18 protein-coding genes are annotated in these 18,492 nt (G+C 57.6%); 15 read left to right on the top strand and 3 right to left on the bottom strand.

Annotation, left to right across the window (positions count from 1 at the left end):
- Positions 1-2: 2 nt before the first annotated feature.
- The 11 genes from recJ to AC1UKS_RS04520 all read left to right on the top strand — a co-directional run bounded on the left by recJ (position 3) and on the right by AC1UKS_RS04520 (position 10,588).
- On the top strand, positions 3-1,721 hold the full coding sequence (recJ, locus tag AC1UKS_RS04470; RefSeq protein WP_482435944.1) for a single-stranded-DNA-specific exonuclease RecJ: 1,719 nt from the start codon (positions 3-5) through the stop codon (positions 1,719-1,721).
- Between the two features lie 129 nt (positions 1,722-1,850).
- Positions 1,851-2,949, top strand: a protein-coding gene (prfB, locus tag AC1UKS_RS04475; protein WP_105760302.1) for a peptide chain release factor 2 whose coding sequence is annotated in 2 segments (ribosomal slippage) — positions 1,851-1,925 and positions 1,927-2,949 — 1,098 coding nt in all. Because the reading frame shifts where the segments join, the coding sequence is not laid out codon by codon here.
- 9 nt (positions 2,950-2,958) lie between these two features.
- Entirely contained in the window at positions 2,959-4,479 is a 1,521-nt protein-coding gene (gene lysS, locus AC1UKS_RS04480) for a lysine--tRNA ligase (RefSeq protein ID WP_482435945.1), read from the top strand.
- A gap of 108 nt (positions 4,480-4,587) precedes the next feature.
- Positions 4,588-5,439 carry a MurR/RpiR family transcriptional regulator gene (locus tag AC1UKS_RS04485; RefSeq protein ID WP_482435946.1) on the top strand — a complete coding sequence of 284 codons (852 nt, stop codon included), beginning with the start codon at positions 4,588-4,590 and terminating at the stop codon, positions 5,437-5,439.
- Between the two features lie 252 nt (positions 5,440-5,691).
- Positions 5,692-6,528, top strand: coding sequence for a transporter substrate-binding domain-containing protein (locus AC1UKS_RS04490; protein ID WP_482435947.1), 837 nt, complete (start codon positions 5,692-5,694; stop codon positions 6,526-6,528).
- 4 nt (positions 6,529-6,532) lie between these two features.
- Positions 6,533-7,147, top strand: coding sequence for a DUF1989 domain-containing protein (locus AC1UKS_RS04495; RefSeq protein ID WP_265908569.1), 615 nt, complete (start codon positions 6,533-6,535; stop codon positions 7,145-7,147).
- A gap of 1 nt (position 7,148) precedes the next feature.
- Entirely contained in the window at positions 7,149-7,799 is a 651-nt protein-coding gene (locus AC1UKS_RS04500) for an urea carboxylase-associated family protein (protein WP_265908570.1), read from the top strand.
- 4 nt (positions 7,800-7,803) lie between these two features.
- Complete coding sequence (locus tag AC1UKS_RS04505) at positions 7,804-8,454, top strand: amino acid ABC transporter permease (protein WP_265908571.1); 651 nt, start codon at positions 7,804-7,806, stop codon at positions 8,452-8,454.
- Positions 8,454-9,119, top strand: coding sequence for an amino acid ABC transporter permease (locus tag AC1UKS_RS04510; RefSeq protein WP_265908572.1), 666 nt, complete (start codon positions 8,454-8,456; stop codon positions 9,117-9,119). The genes AC1UKS_RS04505 and AC1UKS_RS04510 overlap by 1 nt, the downstream gene beginning before the upstream one ends.
- 13 nt (positions 9,120-9,132) lie before the next feature.
- The gene (locus AC1UKS_RS04515; RefSeq protein ID WP_482435951.1) at positions 9,133-9,804 is read left to right on the top strand and encodes a DUF1989 domain-containing protein; all 672 of its coding nucleotides are present in this window, start codon (positions 9,133-9,135) and stop codon (positions 9,802-9,804) included.
- Between the two features lie 70 nt (positions 9,805-9,874).
- Positions 9,875-10,588, top strand: a complete 714-nt coding sequence (locus AC1UKS_RS04520) for an amino acid racemase (protein ID WP_482435953.1) — start codon at positions 9,875-9,877, stop codon at positions 10,586-10,588.
- Here the strand turns inward: AC1UKS_RS04520 and AC1UKS_RS04525 are convergent.
- The gene (locus tag AC1UKS_RS04525) at positions 10,578-11,201 is read right to left on the bottom strand and encodes a hypothetical protein (protein WP_013203629.1); all 624 of its coding nucleotides are present in this window, start codon (positions 11,199-11,201) and stop codon (positions 10,578-10,580) included. The two genes, AC1UKS_RS04520 and AC1UKS_RS04525, sit on opposite strands and share 11 nt — an antisense overlap.
- 484 nt (positions 11,202-11,685) lie before the next feature.
- Here AC1UKS_RS04525 and AC1UKS_RS04530 point away from each other — a divergent pair, with 484 nt between their 5' ends.
- Positions 11,686-12,849, top strand: a complete 1,164-nt coding sequence (locus AC1UKS_RS04530) for an MFS transporter (RefSeq protein WP_265908575.1) — start codon at positions 11,686-11,688, stop codon at positions 12,847-12,849.
- Here the strand turns inward: AC1UKS_RS04530 and AC1UKS_RS04535 are convergent.
- Positions 12,846-13,766, bottom strand: coding sequence for a LysR family transcriptional regulator (locus tag AC1UKS_RS04535; protein ID WP_482435955.1), 921 nt, complete (start codon positions 13,764-13,766; stop codon positions 12,846-12,848). The genes AC1UKS_RS04530 and AC1UKS_RS04535 overlap by 4 nt on opposite strands.
- A 119-nt stretch (positions 13,767-13,885) precedes the next feature.
- On the opposite strand from AC1UKS_RS04535, the gene lysA reads away from it, so the two are divergent.
- Entirely contained in the window at positions 13,886-15,139 is a 1,254-nt protein-coding gene (lysA, locus tag AC1UKS_RS04540) for a diaminopimelate decarboxylase (RefSeq protein ID WP_482435959.1), read from the top strand.
- Positions 15,140-15,201: 62 nt separating this feature from the next.
- Here lysA and AC1UKS_RS04545 read toward each other — a convergent pair whose 3' ends face one another.
- Entirely contained in the window at positions 15,202-15,531 is a 330-nt protein-coding gene (locus AC1UKS_RS04545) for a PTS lactose/cellobiose transporter subunit IIA (RefSeq protein WP_265908579.1), read from the bottom strand.
- Positions 15,532-15,719: 188 nt separating this feature from the next.
- On the opposite strand from AC1UKS_RS04545, the gene AC1UKS_RS04550 reads away from it, so the two are divergent.
- Together AC1UKS_RS04550 and AC1UKS_RS04555 are read left to right on the top strand one after the other, a co-directional pair.
- A complete protein-coding gene (locus tag AC1UKS_RS04550) occupies positions 15,720-17,054 on the top strand; it encodes a PTS sugar transporter subunit IIC (RefSeq protein WP_265908581.1) in 1,335 nt (444 codons plus the stop codon).
- Between the two features lie 9 nt (positions 17,055-17,063).
- Positions 17,064-18,491 carry a glycoside hydrolase family 1 protein gene (locus tag AC1UKS_RS04555; protein WP_265908582.1) on the top strand — a complete coding sequence of 476 codons (1,428 nt, stop codon included), beginning with the start codon at positions 17,064-17,066 and terminating at the stop codon, positions 18,489-18,491.
- The last annotated feature ends 1 nt before the right edge of the window (position 18,492 follow it).

Here is an 18,492-nt window from a genome sequence, read left to right on the forward strand (position 1 = left end):
TTTTGACTAGCCCAACCGAACTCCGCCGCCGCCAGGCGGTGGAAGGAGCCGAGCTCCCTGACGAACTCCATCCTCTGCTTCGCCGTCTGTATCTGCATCGGGGGGTTCTGCAAGCCACTGAACTGGAGCGCGGGGCAAAAAATCTGCACCCGTTCCATTCCCTGTCCGGCATTGAGCGCGCCGCTGAAATCCTGCAAAAAGCCCTCGCCGATAACCTGTGCATCATGATTGTCGGTGATTTTGATGCCGATGGCGCCACCAGCACCGCGTTGACGGTGCTGGCGCTGCGCAGCATGGGCGGCCGCAACATCAAATACCTGGTGCCTAACCGTTTTGACGATGGTTACGGCCTGAGCCCGGAAGTGGTTGAGCAGGCGGCAGCGCGGGGCGCGCAGTTAATCGTCACCGTGGATAACGGCATCTCTTCCCATGCTGGCGTGGATCTGGCGCATGAGAAAGGGATTTCGGTGGTGATCACCGATCACCACCTGCCTGGCGAAACGCTGCCGGCGGCGGAAGCGATCGTTAACCCGAATCTTGAAGACTGCGCGTTTCCTTCCCGCTCGCTGGCGGGCGTTGGCGTGGCCTTTTACCTGATGCTGGCGTTGCGTGCGCGTCTGCGCGACAGCGGCGCTGAAGTGCTGCCAAACCTGGCCGAACTGCTGGATTTGGTCGCGCTGGGCACGGTGGCCGACGTGGTGCCGCTGGATGCCAACAACCGCATTCTGGTCTGGCAGGGCTTAAGCCGTATCCGCGCCGGTAAATGCCGTGCCGGCATTAAGGCGCTGCTGGAGATTGCTAACCGCGATCCCCGTCAGCTCGCCGCCAGTGATTTAGGGTTTGCGCTGGGGCCACGGCTGAATGCCGCCGGCAGGCTGGATGATATGTCGGTCGGCGTGGCGCTGCTGCTGAGTGAAGACATTGCTCAGGCGCGGATGCTGGCCAGCGAGCTGGATGCGTTAAACCAGACCCGCAAAGAGATTGAGCAGGGAATGCAGACCGAAGCGCTGGCCCTGTGCGATGCGCTGGAAAGCAAAGACGAAGCGCTGCCGCTGGGCATCGCCATGTATCACCCGGAATGGCATCAGGGCGTGGTCGGCATTCTGGCCTCGCGGCTGAAAGAGCGTTTCCACCGTCCGGTGATTGCCTTTGCCCCTTCCGGCGACGGCACGCTAAAAGGTTCCGGTCGTTCCATCGCCGGGCTGCATATGCGCGATGCGCTGGAGCGGCTGGATACCCTGCACCCCGGTTTGATCATCAAGTTTGGTGGCCATGCAATGGCGGCCGGACTGTCGCTGGAAGAGACGAATTTTGATCGGTTCCGTCAGCACTTTGGCGATCTGGTGGGTGAATGGCTGGATGCAGAAGCGCTGCAGGGCGTGGTCTGGTCCGATGGTGAACTGATGGCGCAGGAGCTGACGCTTACCACCGCGGAACTGCTGCGTGAAGCGGGTCCGTGGGGACAGGCGTTCCCGGAACCGCAGTTCGACGGCAAATTTACGCTGATCCAGCAGCGCCTGGTTGGCGAGCGTCACCTTAAGGTGATGATCGAACCGCTGGGCGGCGGCCCGTTGCTGGATGGTATCGCCTTTAACATCGACACCACCCAGTGGCCGGACCCGAGCGTCAGGCAAGTTGAGCTGGCCTACAAACTGGACATCAACGAGTTTCGCGGCAACCGCAGCGTGCAGCTGATCATCGATCATCTCTGGCCGCTGTAAACACCGACCCCGGCCAGCGGCAAATTTCCTCCCGCTGGCCGAAATTGCCGCCTCTTCAGCGCTACAATCCGCAGGCAAATTCGGTTAAACTGCTCAGTTACATTCATGTCCTTAAAAGATTCTAAAATCATGTTTGAAATTAATCCGGTAAAGAACCGAATTCAGGATCTCTCTGAGCGCAGTGGCGTTCTCAGGGGGTATCTTTGACTACGATGCCAAGAAAGAACGTTTAGAAGAAGTTAACGCCGAGCTGGAACAGCCTGACGTCTGGAACGAACCCGATCGCGCCCAGGCGCTGGGTAAAGAGCGTTCCTCGCTCGAAGCCATCGTCGATACGCTGGATCAGATGGAGCAGGGACTCGAAGACGTCAGGGGCCTGCTGGAACTGGCGGTCGAAGCCGACGATGAAGAAACCTTCAACGAAACCATTGCTGAACTCGACGTGCTTGAGAAAAAGCTCGGCGAGTTAGAATTCCGCCGCATGTTCTCCGGCGAGTACGACAGCGCTGACTGCTACATTGATATTCAGGCCGGTTCTGGCGGCACCGAAGCTCAGGACTGGGCCGGCATGCTGGTCCGTATGTACCTGCGCTGGGCAGAAGCCAAAGGCTTCAAGACCGAAATCATTGAAGAGTCCGAAGGCGAGGTTGCCGGAACCAAATCCGCGACGCTGCGGATTATCGGCGATTATGCTTTCGGCTGGCTGCGTACCGAAACCGGCGTTCACCGCCTGGTGCGTAAGAGTCCATTTGACTCCGGCGGCCGCCGCCACACCTCTTTCAGCTCGGCGTTCGTTTATCCGGAAGTGGATGACGATATTGATATCGAAATCAATCCGGCCGACCTGCGTATTGACGTCTACCGTGCCTCAGGCGCGGGTGGTCAGCACGTTAACCGGACCGAGTCGGCGGTACGTATTACTCACCTGCCGACCAACACCGTAACCCAGTGTCAGAATGACCGTTCTCAGCACAAGAACAAAGACCAGGCGATGAAGCAGATGAAGGCGAAGCTGTACGAGCTGGAAATGCAGAAGAAAAATGCTGAGAAACAGTCGTTAGAAGACAACAAGTCTGACATCGGCTGGGGAAGCCAGATCCGTTCATACGTGCTCGATGATTCACGTATCAAGGATCTGCGCACCGGCGTAGAGACCCGTAATACTCAGGCGGTGCTGGATGGCGATCTGGACCGTTTTATTGAAGCAAGCTTGAAAGCAGGGCTATAAGGAACTGACATGTCTGAACAACAACCGCAGGGCGCTGACGTCGCACTTGAGCTGAATAACGAACTGAAAGCACGTCGCGAAAAACTCAGCGCGCTGCGTGAAAACGGCGTGGCATTCCCGAACGATTTCCGCCGTGACCACATCTCCGAACAGCTGCATGCTGAATATGACGGACGCGAGAACGAAGAGCTGGAAGCGCTGGGCGTCGAAGTGAGCGTGGCTGGGCGTATGATGACCCGCCGCATCATGGGTAAAGCCTCTTTCGTCACCTTGCAGGACGTCGGCGGCCGCATCCAGCTGTACGTTTCCCGTGACGATCTGGCGGAAAGCATCTACAACGAGCAGTTTAAGAAGTGGGACCTTGGCGACATCGTCGGCGCGCGCGGAAAGCTGTTCAAAACCAAAACCGGCGAGCTGTCGATCCACTGTAGCGAACTGCGTCTGCTGACCAAAGCCCTGCGCCCGCTGCCGGACAAGTTCCACGGCCTGGCCGATCAGGAAACCCGCTATCGTCAGCGTTATCTGGATCTGATCGCCAACGAAGAGTCGCGTAAAACCTTCAAAATCCGTTCGCAAATCATGGCGGGTATCCGCAGCTTTATGGTTGGCCGCGAGTTTATGGAAGTGGAAACCCCAATGATGCAGGTGATCCCTGGCGGCGCGTCTGCCCGTCCGTTTACCACCCATCATAATGCGCTGGATATTGATATGTACCTGCGTATTGCGCCGGAACTGTATCTGAAGCGTCTGGTGGTTGGCGGCTTCGATCGCGTGTTTGAGATCAACCGTAACTTCCGTAACGAAGGTATTTCGCCACGTCATAACCCAGAGTTCACCATGATGGAACTCTATATGGCCTATGCGGATTACAAAGATCTGATCGAACTGACCGAAAGCCTGTTCCGTACCCTGGCTCAGGACATTCTCGGCAACACCGTGGTGCCTTACGGCGAGCAGGAATTCGACTTCGGTAAGCCGTTCGACAAGCTGACGATGAAAGAAGCGATCCTGAAATACCGTCCGGAAACCAACCTCGCCGACCTCGACGATTTTGATAAAGCGGCCGCCATCGCGCAGTCACTGGGCATCAAAATCGAGAAGAGCTGGGGCCTGGGCCGTCTGGTCACCGAGATCTTCGAAGAGACCGCAGAAAGCCATCTGATTCAGCCGACCTTCATTACCGAATACCCGGCTGAAGTCTCACCACTGGCGCGTCGTAACGACGAGAATCCAGAAATCACTGACCGCTTCGAATTCTTTATCGGCGGCCGTGAAATCGGTAACGGCTTCTCCGAGCTGAACGATGCACAGGATCAGGCTGAGCGTTTCCTGCAGCAGGTGAATGCCAAGGATGCGGGCGATGACGAAGCCATGTTCTATGACGAAGACTACGTGACCGCACTGGAGCACGGCCTGCCACCGACGGCCGGTCTGGGCATCGGGATTGACCGTATGGTGATGCTGTTTACTAACAGCCATACCATCCGTGACGTGATCCTGTTCCCGGCAATGCGTCCATCGGGCAAGTAATGTCGTTGTAAAAACAGCAAAAGGGGCGAAGCAATTCGCCCCTTTTTTAGATCCCTGCGAAAAGCGGGCACGCGCTTTGCAGGATGGTTTTTTTCATCAGGAAGACAGATGAGCGCGAAACAGGCCTCGCTTGAGAGCCGCATCAGACAGTGCTGGGATCAACTCTCGGCCCATGAGCAGCGTTTAGCGGATGTGATCCTTGCGGCACCCGGTCAGCTGGCCATGAACACGGCAACGGAACTGGCGCAAAGCGCTGGCGTCTCTAAAGCTACCACCACCCGTTTTTTCCGACATCTGGGCTACGAAAGCTTTGATGCCGCCCGTCGTCAGGTGCGCGAGCTGCAAAGCGGCGGATCGCCCCTTTATCTGCAACAGTTTCAGGCAACCTCGGGCCTGGATTCGCTGATCCAGAGCCATCTGGAGCGCGAAATTGCCAACCTGGTCAATACCTACCGTTCGCTGGATGCCCAACAGCTGGCCGATGTGGTCAGCGCGATTGCTCAGGCGCGCCGCGTGGTGGTGCTTGGCTGGCGGCACAGCCAGACCATCGCCTCGCTGATCTACCGCGAGCTGGTTCATGTCCATCGCGACGTACAGCTGCTGCCAAAGGCAGGGGATTCACTGGCGGAATCTCTGGCCGCATTAGGCCCGGAAGATGTGGCGATTTGCGTCGGACTGCGACGTCGTATGCCGGCTCTGAATAGCGCGATGAACGCCTTAAATGAGCTGAAAGTGCCGATGCTTTATCTCTCGGATGTGCTGTCCGGTAAACCGGCGAAGCAGGCCAGCTGGATCATCCGTTGCCACACGGAAGGCAGCCTGATCTTTGACAGCACCGCCTCTCTGTCAGGCATTTGCAATCTTCTCTGCTCGCTGGTGGCCCGTGAGAAAGGCAAAGCCAGTAGCGATCGGCTGGCGTTGATCGAAAACATCCACCAGTGGCTCGACGAACTGGAATAGCTGCACATTTTTAGTGCAATCGCCGCGCGCTATTGCACCGTCAACGTTCTTCTCACTCACCGTCAAAAATGGCGAAAACAGGGCCAAAGAAACCCGAGAAAAAATATTACCCACTAAAGAAACAATTGTTTCTCAGTGATTTTAAAGGAAAAAGGAATTTCCTCCTCTCCCGTGAAAACGGGCCAGCGCAAAACTGGCACGAAAGGTGAATTAGCTCTGACAGGCACTTCACCAACACCATGGGAAACACCAATGAAAAAAATAACGCTTCTCCTCGCTGCAATGCTGACCTTAGGCGCCAGCGGCCTCGCTCAGGCAGATACCCTGGCGGACATCAAAGCCAGCGGCAAAATGACCGTCGGTATTGACCCCACTTTCCCGCCGTATGAGTACACCAACGATAAAGGCGAAATCATCGGCTACAGCGTCTCCATCATGCAGTCGGTGGCGAAAGATCTCGGCGTGAAACTCGATTTTCAGAAGACCGCGTTCAACGGCATCATCCCTGGCCTGATTTCCGGCTCGTTCAATGCCGAAGGCTCCTCACTGAACGTCAATGCCGAGCGGGCAAAAAAAGTGCTGTTCACCGTTCCCTACAGCAAAACCGTTAACGGCATTCTGATCCGCAAAGATGAAGCCGGAAAATTCAGCGCTAAGCCGCTGAGCATTGAATCGCTGACCGGCCTGCGCGGCGCGGCGAAAAGCACCAGCGTGCCCGAGCAGCTGCTGAAAACCTTCAACGAAACGCTGAAAAGCAAAGGCCTGAAGCCGATTGAGATTATCAGCGTGGATACGCTGGATCAGACGGTCAGCGCCCTGATGACCAAACGTGCCGATTTCGTTATCGATGATATTGCGGTGCTGGCCCCGGTTGCCAAAAAATACCCCGCTAAGCTGAGCCAGGTGGGCGAAGTGGGGCCGTCGCAGTGGATGGCCTGGGCCACCCGTAAAGATGACGTCGCGCTGAACAAAGCCATCAGTGAGCATATTCTGGCGATGCAGAAATCGGGCGAGCTGGCCAAACTGCAACAGCAATACCTGGGTACCACGATCGTCGTGCCTGCCGATAACTTTATCCCGCAGGAATAAGACTATGTGTCAGCAACACGTCCATGTTACCGCCGGACACGGCCAGACGTTCACCGTGCGTAAAGGCCAGTTTATTACCGTTATTGACACCCTCGGCCAGCAGGCGGCCGACTTTGTCGCCGTCAGTGCGGAGAATATTGAAGAAAAGCTGTCGCCGGTTCACACCCGTCAGCACTTGCGCTCGTTGTTCTTTAAGCCGGGCGATGCGCTGTGGTCCAGTGAAAACCGGCCGATGCTGAAGATTGTCTCGGACAGCATTGGCATCCACGATGCCAACGTACCCGCCTGCGATCGGACGCGTTTTAGTATCGATTTCGGCGTCGAAGGGCACCGCAATTGTGTTGATAACCTGCTGGAAGGCATGAAGCCATTTGGCGTCACTTACTACAGCCTGCCGGAGCCGTTTAACCTGTTCCAGAATGGCCCGGTGACCGCCGATGGCCGGATGGAAGTGACCGACCCTAACAGCCGCGCCGGCGACAGCATTGTGTTCCAAGCCCTGTGCGACCTCATTTGCGCCGTCTCTTCCTGCCCGCAGGACATTATTCCGGGTAACGGCCTGCAGGTCACCCCGATTGATATCACCGTTTCTGACAGTTACACCCTAAGCGAGGCCTGAAATGCTGTTAATGAAAGAAGGCTTTGCCTCTGACACACCCCGTACCCTGGCAGAACCCGTCCGGGTAGCGGCGGGAACCGTCGGCAGCATCAAAGTGCTGCGCGGCCAGCTGCTGCGGATCGCTGCGGCAGACGCCGGTGCCGTCGCGTCCCTGTATGGTTTCAGCCTGGCTGAACCGGCTGTCTGGCTGTCGGTCCACCACACCCGCGTGTTCAGCAACAGCTATCTGCTGGGCTCGGGGATGCGCATGGTCAACAACCGCCGCCGTCCGGTGATGGTGCTGGGGAAAGACAGCGTTCGCCGCCACGATTTGCTGCTGCCCGCCTCGACCACGGCATGGCTGAGCGCGCAGGGCTATCAGGGGCAGCAGGGCTGCTATGACGCGGTACAAGCGGAACTGGTTCGTTTGCAGATGGCGGTGCCGAAGCTGCCGGATCCGATCAACCTGTTTATGCATGTTGAGCTGGCGCGCAATGGTGACATTCGGCCACAGCCGAACCTGACCAAAGCCGGCGACAGCATTACCTGCCGCGTGGTGCAGGATACGCTGTTTATCGCCTCGGCCTGCTGTACCGGCATTGAAGGTAACGATAAGCCTGCGCCGCTGCTGCTGTCGGTAGCGGAAAATCTTCACGACTTTACGGGCGGATAACGCGATGTTGGGGCTGGATGCAGACGTCACCGCAGGACTGCCTGAGCTGGGCCGGGGTTTACTGGTCACGCTTGAACTGACTGCGTTGGCGGCGTTAGTGAGTCTGGTACTCGGCCAAATCGGCTGCTACCTGCAACTTTGCCGCAGCTGGCCGCCGCGTCTGATTGGGCGACTGTATGTCAGCCTGATGCGCGGCACGCCCGCCATCGTCCAGCTCTTTGTGGTGTTCTTTAGCTTGCCGTTGTTAGGTCTGGGCGGCCAGCCTCTGCTGGCCGCCGTGGTGGCGATTGGCATGAACAGCGGCGCCTATGTCGCCGAAATCCTGCGGGTAAACCGGCGTCTGGTTTCTCGCGGCCAGCTGGAGGCGGCAAGAACGTTGGGATTAAGCCGCTGGCTGACCTGGTGGTACATCATCAATCCACAGGTGATGCGCGCCAGCCTGCCAATGTTAGTCAATGAATTCACCATCCTGCTAAAAACTACGCCGCTGGCATCGGTAGTCGCCCTGACCGAGCTGACTTATGCCGGGCAGATTGTCATTGCCCGCAGCTATGAGGCTACGCAGGTGATGCTGCTGGTTTCGCTGGGTTACCTACTGATTGCGCTGCCGCTTATCCGGGCGGCACGCTGGCTGGAACAACGGGGGAGAGCGTAATGGACTGGCAGGCAATTATTACCGCTGCACCTTCGCTGGGGCAGGGCATGCTGGTGACGCTGCAACTGTGCGTGGCGGCGGCGATCGCCTCACTGATTGCCGGCTCAACCCTGGCACTGTTACTGATGCGGGCTGCGCCGTTCTGGCAACCGCTGCTGCGTTTCTACAGCTCGGTTACGCTGGGGTTGCCGCTGCTGGTGGTGATTTATCTGCTCTATTTTGTGCTGCCGGAATACGACATCACCCTCTCCTCACCGGTGGTGGGCGTGGTGGCTCTGACGCTCTATTATGCGCCCTATATTGCACAGGTCCTGCGTGCCGGGCTTGAGGCATTGCCGCGCGGTCAGTGGGAGGCATCCCGCGTTCTCGGCTTGGGACGCTTTCGCACCTTCAGCGATGTGATCCTGCCGCAAACCTTGCCGCAGATGCTGTCGCCGCTGGTTGGGCTGCTGATCGGGCTGATTAAAGACTCCGCGCTGCTGTCGGTGGTGTCGGTGCCTGAATTTATGTATGCCGCCAAACAGGCGATTTCCGAAACCTACGCGCCGCTGGAGATCTATCTGGCGGTGGCGCTGATTTACTGGCTGCTTTGCAGCGTTATCGATCATCTTGCCCGCCGGGCCGAGAGGCGGATGACCCGTTATCTCGCCCGTTCGCCGGGCTAACCAGGAGCATCCGATGCAACAAGACTCACTCTGCCGCGAAGAACACCTTGTCCCGGCGCGTCATGGCAAAGCGTTGCGCCTGAAAAAAGGCGAAGCGGTGCAGGTTATCAATACCCACGGCACCCAGGTTGTCGACTGCTGGGCCTATAACGCCGATGACGTCAGCGAATACATGTGTATGGAGGCGACCCGCGTCTGGAACCAGCGCCTGAACCCGAAGACCGGCGACAGCTTTATCACTAACCAGCGCCATCCCATTTTGACCGTGGTTGCCGACACCTCGCCTGGCGTCCACGATACCTTTATGGCCGCCTGCGATGCCCGTCGCTATGAGCTGTTGGGCTGTACCGAGCCGCACCGCAACTGCCATGACAATCTGCACGAAGGGATGGCCGAGCTGGGTGTGACGCTGCCGCATGGCAACCTGGCCTCCTTTAATATCTTTATGAATATTCAGGTGCAGCCGGATGGCCTCACCCTGAAAACGCTACCGGTGGTCACCCGGCCTGGCGATTACATCGTGCTGCGTGCCGAGATGGATTGCTTTGTGGCCTTCTCCGCCTGCCCGCAAGATATCGTCAGCATTCAGGGGCAGGGCGATAACACCCCGCGCGACGCGACGGTGCGCATTCTGGCGGCAGGTTTTTCTGATCGCGAAGTAAAAGGTCCGTGGGTTCCTGCCTGATAAATTGATCCGCAGCGAAGAATGCGGAATAGTGAGGGACTGATTTTTAGCCCTTCACCAGGACGCGACGATGAAAACCTTGGGACTGATTGGCGGCATGAGTTGGGAATCCACCGTGCCGTATTACCGCCTGATCAATGAAGGGATCAAACAGCGGCTGGGTGGCCTGCACTCGGCGAAGCTGGTGCTGTACAGCGTGGACTTTCATGAGATTGAAGCCTGTCAGGCCAGCGGCGACTGGGATCGGGCCGGACAGATGCTGGCCGATGCGGCGCTGGCGCTGAAAAAAGCCGGCGCGGAAGGCATCGTGCTCTGTACTAACACCATGCACAAAGTCGCCGCGCCGATCGTCGAGCAAAGCGGTTTGCCTTTTCTGCATATTGCCGAGGGCACGGCGCAGGCCATTCAGCAGCAAAACCTGTCCCGCGTGGCGCTGCTGGGCACGCGCTACATCATGGAGCAGGATTTCTATCGCGGGCCGCTGGCCAGCGAGTTTGGCATTAAAACCCTGGTGCCCGATGCCGCCGCGCGGCAGGAAGTAAACCGCATCATCTTTGAACAGCTCTGTCTGGGCGAGTTTAGCCCGGCGTCGAAAGCCTACTATCAGCAGGTGATTGCCGGGTTGGTGGCGCAGGGCGCGGAGGGGATTATCTTTGGCTGTACCGAAATTGGTTTACTGCTGAAGGCGGAAGATTGCCCGATCCCGGTGTTCGATACCACCGCGATCCATGCGGCTGCGGCAGTTGATTTTATGCTGTCCGAAGGGTGCAGCGCTACGATTTGATCGCGTCGTTCAGCCAGTCTTTAAAGCGGGCATAAGGCACGTACAGGGAAACGTTTTTATACAGCTCTTTGCCCGACTTCAGGTCGTTGATGCGGCTGGAATAGCCGACAATCACGCCGCCGATGGAATCGTCCGAGGCGTTATACACCGCGCCGCCGGACATGCCTTTCACCACGCCCGCATCGGATGCCACCACTACGCAGCTGACCTTGTTCCAGTCGTTCTTCAGCCCGGTATTGACCAGGTTGGTGCCGGTTGAGGCCACCGGCATCGCCGAGATAAAGCTGTAGCCATACAGATTGATTTTGTCGCCAATGTGGCCATTGCGGAAATGCGGCGGCGGGACGTTGCCATTCTTGTGGTAAACCACCGCAAGGTCGCATTCAGGATGGTAGGATTTGACGCGATACAGGGAGAACTTGGCGACGTGTGCAGCGGTCAGGCTGTAGTCCGCGGTCAGCGGAATGGTGGTGCCCAGCGTGCCGACGCCGAGCACGGTCGGAATGCCGGTGACGGTCATATCCACCCGCTTTTCGGCTTCTTTGCTGTACTCATATTTTCCTACCGAACAGCCACTGGCTAACAGGGCAAGCAGGCAAACAGCGCGTCGCATCTTTCTTCCTCGGTAATGAATCGATCAAGCACAGCTCAGGAAACGCCCGTGAATCCATTCGAGGTATCGGCTCTTCATCGCAAAACTTTAATCATTTGAACAAGGCTCAAAGCCTACGGCTTCTGGCTCAGATGGCAATCTGTCGTCGTCCGAAGCGGGAAAAGTCAGATCAATCTTAGAAGCTATTGTTCAGAAAGTATTATGTAACAGCCGAATGAAGCAAATTATAGACCATAAAGATTTCGTAAAAATGGCAATTTCGCTGTTTTATTAACCCGTTAATTCAGCGGGATAACACTTACTGCTGAAAAGTTTGCCGATTATTGCGATATCAGCAACAGACCTTTGACAGACCCGATCTATAAGCCGCCGGCAAGCTGTGCTTTAATTGCTAATGTGATCTGAATCAAACTTTTTAATCCCTGCAACCGGGAACGCCCCCTCGGGCTTCTGGCCTGACCGTTATTTATTTGGAGAGTGTGACATGCCTGTTTCCTTACTGGCGCTGGCGCTGAGTGCGTTTGCTATCGGCACCACGGAATTTGTCATTATGGGCTTGCTGCCGGAAGTGGCGGGAGACCTCGGCGTCTCCATTCCTTCCGCCGGCTGGCTGATCAGCGGTTATGCGCTGGGTGTGGCCATTGGCGCACCGATTATGGCGCTGTTGACGGCGAAGCTGCCGCGCAAACGCACGCTGATGCTGCTGATGGTCATTTTCATTATTGGCAACGGGCTCTGTGCGCTGGCCTATAGCTACAACCTGCTGATGATGGCGCGCGTAGTTACCGCCCTCTGTCACGGTGCGTTCTTTGGCATCGGTGCGGTGGTTGCGGCCAGTCTGGTTGCGCCGGGCAAGCAGGCGTCGGCGGTTGCGCTGATGTTTACCGGCCTGACGCTGGCGAACGTGCTCGGCGTGCCGCTGGGCACCTGGTTTGGTCAGCTGTACGGCTGGCGCGCCACCTTCTGGGGCGTATCGGTGATTGGCGTGCTGGCGTTTATTGGCCTGATTGTCAGCCTGCCCACCAATCGCGATGAAAAGCCGGTGCACCTTGCCAGCGAAATTGGCGCGCTGGCGAACGGCAAGCTGTGGCTGTCGCTGCTGATGACGGTGTTCTTTGCCGCCGCGATGTTTGCGCTGTTCAGCTATATTGCGCCGCTGCTGTTGCAGGTGACCGGCATCAGCGACAAAGGCGTCAGCTGGACGCTGTTCCTGATTGGTGGTGGGTTAACGGTGGGCAATATTCTGGGCGGCAAGCTGGCGGACCGCAAGCTGTCCTTAAGCCTGATCCTGAGCTTCTCGCTGATCGCGGTGTTTTCACTGATCTTCAGCTGGACCAGCCATGCGCTGTGGCTGGCCGAACTGACGTTGTTCCTGTGGGCGATGGCCACCTTTGCCACCGTACCGGGTTTGCAGATCAACGTGGTACGTCACGGTAAAGAGGCGCCGAACCTGGTGTCGACGCTGAATATCTCCGCTTTTAACGTCGGGAACGCCTTTGGTGCCTGGGCCGGTGGCGCGGTGATTGGCAGCGGTTATGGCCTGACGGCGGTGCCGGTTGCGGCCGCCGTGCTGGCGGTCGGCGGCCTGATCCTCTGTCTGATTACCTTCCGTCCGTCGCGTGGACAGGCGCAGACCGTCAACGCTTAATGCAATAACACCGCAAGGCGCTGGTTAACCAGGCTGATGTGCTGCAGTAAATGGGCGCAGAAAGCCTCAACCAGCGCCGAAGAAGGGCGGTGGCGTGGCCTGACCAGGCTGACGGTAAAGGCTACATCAATACTGAAGCGCCTGATCACCACGCCGCTTCCGGCATAGTCCAGCGCGGTCAGCGGGTTGACGATCGACACGCCGACGCCGGCTCTGACCATCGAACACACCGACGCCGCACTGTGCGTCTCCAGCACCATCCTCCTTTGCACCCCCTGCTCATGAAACAGATTGTCCAGCAGCTGGCGATAGCTGTCGGTTCGCGACAGGCTGATGTAATCCTCACCGGCAAAATCCTCCGGCGTTAAGCAGGCTTTCGCCGCCAGCGGATGACTGTCCGGCAGCACGCACACCTCATTACCGGTAAACAGCTCGGTGCGCTCGGTTCCGGCCGGCGTCAGGCGGGTTTCCGTCAGTCCCAAATCGTAGCGCTGCGCGGAGAGCCACTCCTCAAGCAGTGGGGATTCCTGCGGAATAATGTTCAGGCTGACGTCCGGGTAGCGTTGCAAAAAGGGCCGACAAAATAGCGGTAGCAGCGACTGCGAAAACACCGGCAGGCAGGCAATCGACAGTTCACCCTGACGAAACTGGCGCAGACCTTCAGCGGCGCTGACGATGCGGTCCAGGCCATACCAGGAACGCTGCACCTCTTCAAACAGCCGCAGGCCCTGCACCGTGGGCTGCAGACGGCCGCGCACGCGGTCGAACAGCTTCAGGCCGACCAGCTTTTCGAAACGCGCCAGTTCGCGGCTGACGGTGGGCTGCGAGGTATGCAGTAACGCAGCGGCTTCCGTCAGGTTGCCTGCGGTGACCACGGCGTGAAAAATTTCGATATGTCGCAGCGTAATGCCAGCCATACTTTTATCCGGGAGACGATTGAAGCCATATCATGGATGAATAGACTCCGTTAAAACAGATATTTTTCATCCTGTTCAGGCTGTGGCGTAATAGCCCCATTATCTTCAGGAGAGTTCCGATGCCACGCTTACTTACCAACACCGAAACCGCTTTAACCCGCGATAACCTGCTGCCGCTGGTGCGCCAGTACGGTGGACCGGTCTGGGCCTATGACGCCAGCGTCATTGCCGAACGTATCTCGCAGCTGCAGCAGTTTGATGTGGTGCGATTTGCGCAAAAAGCCTGTTCCAACATCCATATTCTGCGTCTGATGCGCGCCGCAGGGGTGAAGGTGGATTCGGTGTCGCTGGGCGAAATTGAGCGTGCGCTGGTGGCCGGCTTCACACCGGGCGGCGACGAGATAGTCTTCACCGCCGACGTGCTGGATGAGCAGACGCTGGCACGACTTGCCGAGCTGAAAATCCCGGTCAACGCCGGTTCCGTTGATATGCTGCACCAGCTGGGCGAAGTGTCTGAAGGGCACCCGGTGTGGCTGCGCGTCAATCCCGGTTTTGGTCACGGCCACAGCCAGAAAACCAATACCGGCGGCGAAAACAGCAAGCACGGCATCTGGTATACCGATTTGGTGCTGGCGCTGGAAGCCATCAAGCAACACCAGCTGAAGCTGGTCGGCATTCATATGCATATCGGCTCCGGCGTCGATTATGCCCACCTGGAGCAGGTGTGTGATGCGATGGTTAATCAGGTGATTGGTTTAGGTCACGATCTGGAAGCCATCTCGGCGGGCGGCGGCTTGTCGATCCCCTATCGCTTTGGTGAAGAGGCGATCAATACCGAACACTATTTCGGTCTGTGGGATGCGGCCCGTCAGCGCGTGGCACAACATCTCGGCCACCCGGTGAAGCTGGAAATTGAACCGGGTCGCTTCCTGGTGGCGGAATCTGGCGTGCTGGTCTCCAAAGTGCGTGCGGTGAAGGCGATGGGCAGCCGTCACTTTGTGCTGGTGGATGCCGGCTTTAACGATCTGATGCGTCCAGCGATGTACGGCAGCTACCACCATATTTCTGCCATCGCCGGCGATGACCGCCCGCTGGATGAGCAGAACACCGTCGACAGCGTGGTCGCCGGGCCGTTGTGCGAATCAGGCGATGTGTTTACTCAGCTGGAAGGCGGCAAGGTGGAAACCCGCGCGCTGCCGCAGGTTAAACCGGGTGATTACCTGGTCTTCCACGATACCGGCGCTTACGGCGCGTCGATGTCCTCTAACTACAACAGCCGACCGCTGCTGCCGGAAGTGCTGTTTGAAGCGGGCCAGCCGCGCGAGATCCGCCGCCCGCAAACCATCCAGCAACTGCTGGCGCTGGAGCTGTAAGCGGTATCCCTGACGTTGTGAACCGGCCGCCTGAGTTTCAGGCGGCTAACCGCAGGCCGGGTTCAGGCCCCGGTCAGATGCTCGCCACCCAGTAACTCCTTCCGCAGCAACACAATTTCCTCCGCCAGATCGCGGCACAGCATCGCATTCATCAGATGGTCCTGCGCATGGACCAGAATCAGCGTCACCGGCACTTTCCCGCAGCCTTCATCAGCGCCAATCAGCTGGGTCTGAATATGGTGCGCGCCTTTCGATGCCTCCAGCGACGCGGCTAGCGCCTCATCCGCCTGCTGCCACTGCTTCTTGCGGGCGAACTGAATCGCACTCATCGCGTGAGACCGCGCCTCGCCTGCACTGATCAACAGCTCCATCATGGTTTGCTCAAAATCCATTCCTGCCTCCGTTATTGGTATGCCAAATAGTGAAAATACATCCTATCGGAATGCCAATATGCACTTCTGCGGGTTTTGTCACAGAAAATAAGTTCGGTTTCGCTATTTTTGGTATGCCACAAGAACGGACTTCCGCAGGGCGAAAAAATATCGGGACGCTTCACCACTTACTTCTGAGGGTATTACGCATGTCTCTACAGGATCGACTCATCGACTCTTTAGGCAGCTTCGCCACCAAATTCAACAGTTATCGCTACATCATGGCGATCAAGTCTTCGTTCATTACCCTGATGCCGGTCATCATCGTCGGCGCGTTCTCGGTGCTGATCTCCAATATGGTGCTGGACGGGAAAAACGGCCTCGCCAGCATTCAGGCACTGGGCTTTCTCGCCGAGCTGAAGCCGATCACCACCAGCATCAACTACGCCACCCTGAGCTTTCTCAATATCGGCGCGGTGTTCCTGATCGGTATTGAGCTGGGCAAAATCAACGGCATAAAAACGCTGTTTCCCGGCCTGCTGGCGATCATCTGTTTTATCGCCGTGACGCCAACCACGCTCACCATGCTGGTCGACGGGCAGATGCATCTGGTCACCGATGTGCTGGCGAAACAGTTCTCCGACACCAAAAGCCTGTTCCTCGGCATGTTTATCGCCATCCTCTCGGTGGAAATTTACTGCCGCCTGGAGAACGTTGAACGGCTGAAAATCAAAATGCCGGACACCGTACCGCCTAACGTCGCCGCCTCGTTTTCGGCGCTGATCCCGGCCATCATCACCGTCTCGGCGATTGCCACCTTCGGCTTTATCTTCCATCGCTTCACCGGCATGTATCTCTACGATGCGGTGTACAAAGTGGTGCAGGAGCCGCTGGAGTCGGTGGTGCAGAGCCTGTGGGGCATTCTGCTGCTGATGTTTGTTGCGCAGCTGTTCTGGGTGATTGGTATTCACGGCAACCAGATGGTGAAGCCGATCCGCGAGCCGCTGTTGCTGGGGGCGATCCTGGTCAACATGAATGCCTTTGAGCAGGGCAAAGAGGCGCCAAATATCATCACCATGCCGTTCTGGGATGTCTACATGAGCATCGGCGGTTCCGGCCTGACCATTGGCCTGCTCAGCGCAGTCATGCTGGCGACCAAACGCAAAGAGATGCGCGAAATTGCCAAGCTCTCTTTCGGTCCCGGCCTGTTCAATATCAACGAGCCGGTGATTTTCGGCATGCCGATCATGCTGAATCCGATCCTCGCTATCCCATTTATCATCACGCCGCTGATCACCGGCTCGATCGGCTACTTCGCCACGGTGATGGGCTTTGCCGGTAAAGCGGTGGTGATGGTGCCCTGGACCACGCCGCCCATCATCAATGCCTGGCTTTCTACTGCCGGATCGATGGGCGCCGTGGTCACGCAAATCATCTGCATTCTGGTCTCCATTCTGATCTATGTGCCGTTTGTGAAAATTGCCGCGCGCCGTGCCGAAGCCGCTGAGGCGAAGGCTTTGCAACCTGAATTCGCGCAAAACTGAGGAGAAGGTATGAGTAAGGTCACCATCAACATTCCTGACGATTTTATGCTGGGTGCGGCCGCATCAGCGTGGCAGACCGAAGGCTGGAGCGGGAAAAAAGACGGGCAGGACTCCTGGCTGGATGCCTGGTACAAGAACGACCGGCACGTCTGGCATAACGGTTATGGTCCGGCGGTCGCCACCGACTTTATCAACCGCTACAAGGAAGACGTGGCGCTGATGAAGGCGGCGGGACTGACCCACTACCGCACCTCGATTAACTGGTCGCGTTTCCTTACCGACTACGAAAATGGCGTGGTGGATGAGGAGTACGCTGGCTATTACGACGCGCTGATTGCCGAGATGCAGGCGCAGGGCATTGAGCTGATGCTGTGCCTGGAGCATTACGAACTGCCCGCGGTGTTGCTGGAGGAGTACGGCGGCTGGGGCTCGAAAAAGGTCGTTGAGCTCTATCTGCTGTATGCGGAAAAAGTCTTTGAACGCTATGCCGGCAAGGTCACCCGCTGGTTTACCTTTAACGAGCCAATTGTGGTGCAGACCCGCGTCTATCTCGATGCGCTGCGCTGGCCGTATGAACAAAACACCTCGAAGTGGATGCAGTGGAATCACCACAAAAACCTGGCCACCGCCAAAGTGGTCAAGCTGTACCGCGAGAAGGGCTATCCCGGCACGGTCGGCACCATCCTTAATCCGGAAGTCACCTATCCCCGTTCGTCTGCGCCGCACGATCTGAAGGCCGCAGCGATGTACGATCTGTTCTACAACCGCGTTTTCCTCGACCCGGCGATCAAAGGCGAGTACCCGGCGGAGCTGGTGGCGCTGCTGGCGAAACATCAGGTCAGCTGGGATGTCAGCGCGGAAGAGCTGCAGTTGATTGCCCAATATCGGGTGGATGAGGTGGGCATCAATCTCTATTACCCGCATCGGGTGAAAGCGCCATCCCGCGCCTGGCATCCCGAGACGCCGTTCCATCCCGCGTATTATTACGAGCATTTTGAACTGCCGGGTCGGCGGATGAACAAATCCCGCGGCTGGGAAATTCAGCCGGGCATCATCTACGACATGGCGATGCGCATCAAAAACGATTACGGCAACATTCCGTGGTTTGTCGCCGAAAGCGGGATGGGCATCGAAGATGAAGCACAGTTCAAAAACGCGGAAGGGCAGATCCAGGATGACTATCGCATCGCCTTTATCGCCGAGCATCTCTACCAAACGCTCAGGGCGCGTGAAGATGGCGCTAACTGCCAGGGCTATATGCTGTGGGCCTTTACCGACAACGTTTCGCCCATGAACGCCTTTAAGAACCGCTACGGGCTGGTGGAAATCGAGCTGGAGAACGACCGCCAGCGCCGCCTGAAAAAATCAGCGCACTGGTATCGCCAGCGCCGTGACAGCCGACAGCTCACCCTTTCCCTTGATGATGAAATGAAATAAG

Source organism: Erwinia sp. AK-PDG3-5 (genome assembly GCF_056821705.1).

Bases quoted from the DNA above. Each gene is read 5' to 3' on its own strand.
- AC1UKS_RS04555 (WP_265908582.1), top strand. From the start codon at position 17,064: ATGAGTAAGGTCACCATCAACATTCCTGACGATTTTATGCTGGGTGCG.
- AC1UKS_RS04535 (WP_482435955.1), bottom strand. From the start codon at position 13,766: ATGGCTGGCATTACGCTGCGACATATCGAAATTTTTCACGCCGTGGTC.
- AC1UKS_RS04530 (WP_265908575.1), top strand. From the start codon at position 11,686: ATGCCTGTTTCCTTACTGGCGCTGGCGCTGAGTGCGTTTGCTATCGGC.
- AC1UKS_RS04510 (WP_265908572.1), top strand. From the start codon at position 8,454: ATGGACTGGCAGGCAATTATTACCGCTGCACCTTCGCTGGGGCAGGGC.
- lysS (WP_482435945.1), top strand. From the start codon at position 2,959: ATGTCTGAACAACAACCGCAGGGCGCTGACGTCGCACTTGAGCTGAAT.
- lysA (WP_482435959.1), top strand. From the start codon at position 13,886: ATGCCACGCTTACTTACCAACACCGAAACCGCTTTAACCCGCGATAAC.
- AC1UKS_RS04525 (WP_013203629.1), bottom strand. From the start codon at position 11,201: ATGCGACGCGCTGTTTGCCTGCTTGCCCTGTTAGCCAGTGGCTGTTCG.
- AC1UKS_RS04520 (WP_482435953.1), top strand. From the start codon at position 9,875: ATGAAAACCTTGGGACTGATTGGCGGCATGAGTTGGGAATCCACCGTG.
- AC1UKS_RS04490 (WP_482435947.1), top strand. From the start codon at position 5,692: ATGAAAAAAATAACGCTTCTCCTCGCTGCAATGCTGACCTTAGGCGCC.
- AC1UKS_RS04515 (WP_482435951.1), top strand. From the start codon at position 9,133: ATGCAACAAGACTCACTCTGCCGCGAAGAACACCTTGTCCCGGCGCGT.
- AC1UKS_RS04485 (WP_482435946.1), top strand. From the start codon at position 4,588: ATGAGCGCGAAACAGGCCTCGCTTGAGAGCCGCATCAGACAGTGCTGG.
- AC1UKS_RS04545 (WP_265908579.1), bottom strand. From the start codon at position 15,531: ATGGATTTTGAGCAAACCATGATGGAGCTGTTGATCAGTGCAGGCGAG.
- AC1UKS_RS04550 (WP_265908581.1), top strand. From the start codon at position 15,720: ATGTCTCTACAGGATCGACTCATCGACTCTTTAGGCAGCTTCGCCACC.
- AC1UKS_RS04500 (WP_265908570.1), top strand. From the start codon at position 7,149: ATGCTGTTAATGAAAGAAGGCTTTGCCTCTGACACACCCCGTACCCTG.
- AC1UKS_RS04495 (WP_265908569.1), top strand. From the start codon at position 6,533: ATGTGTCAGCAACACGTCCATGTTACCGCCGGACACGGCCAGACGTTC.
- AC1UKS_RS04505 (WP_265908571.1), top strand. From the start codon at position 7,804: ATGTTGGGGCTGGATGCAGACGTCACCGCAGGACTGCCTGAGCTGGGC.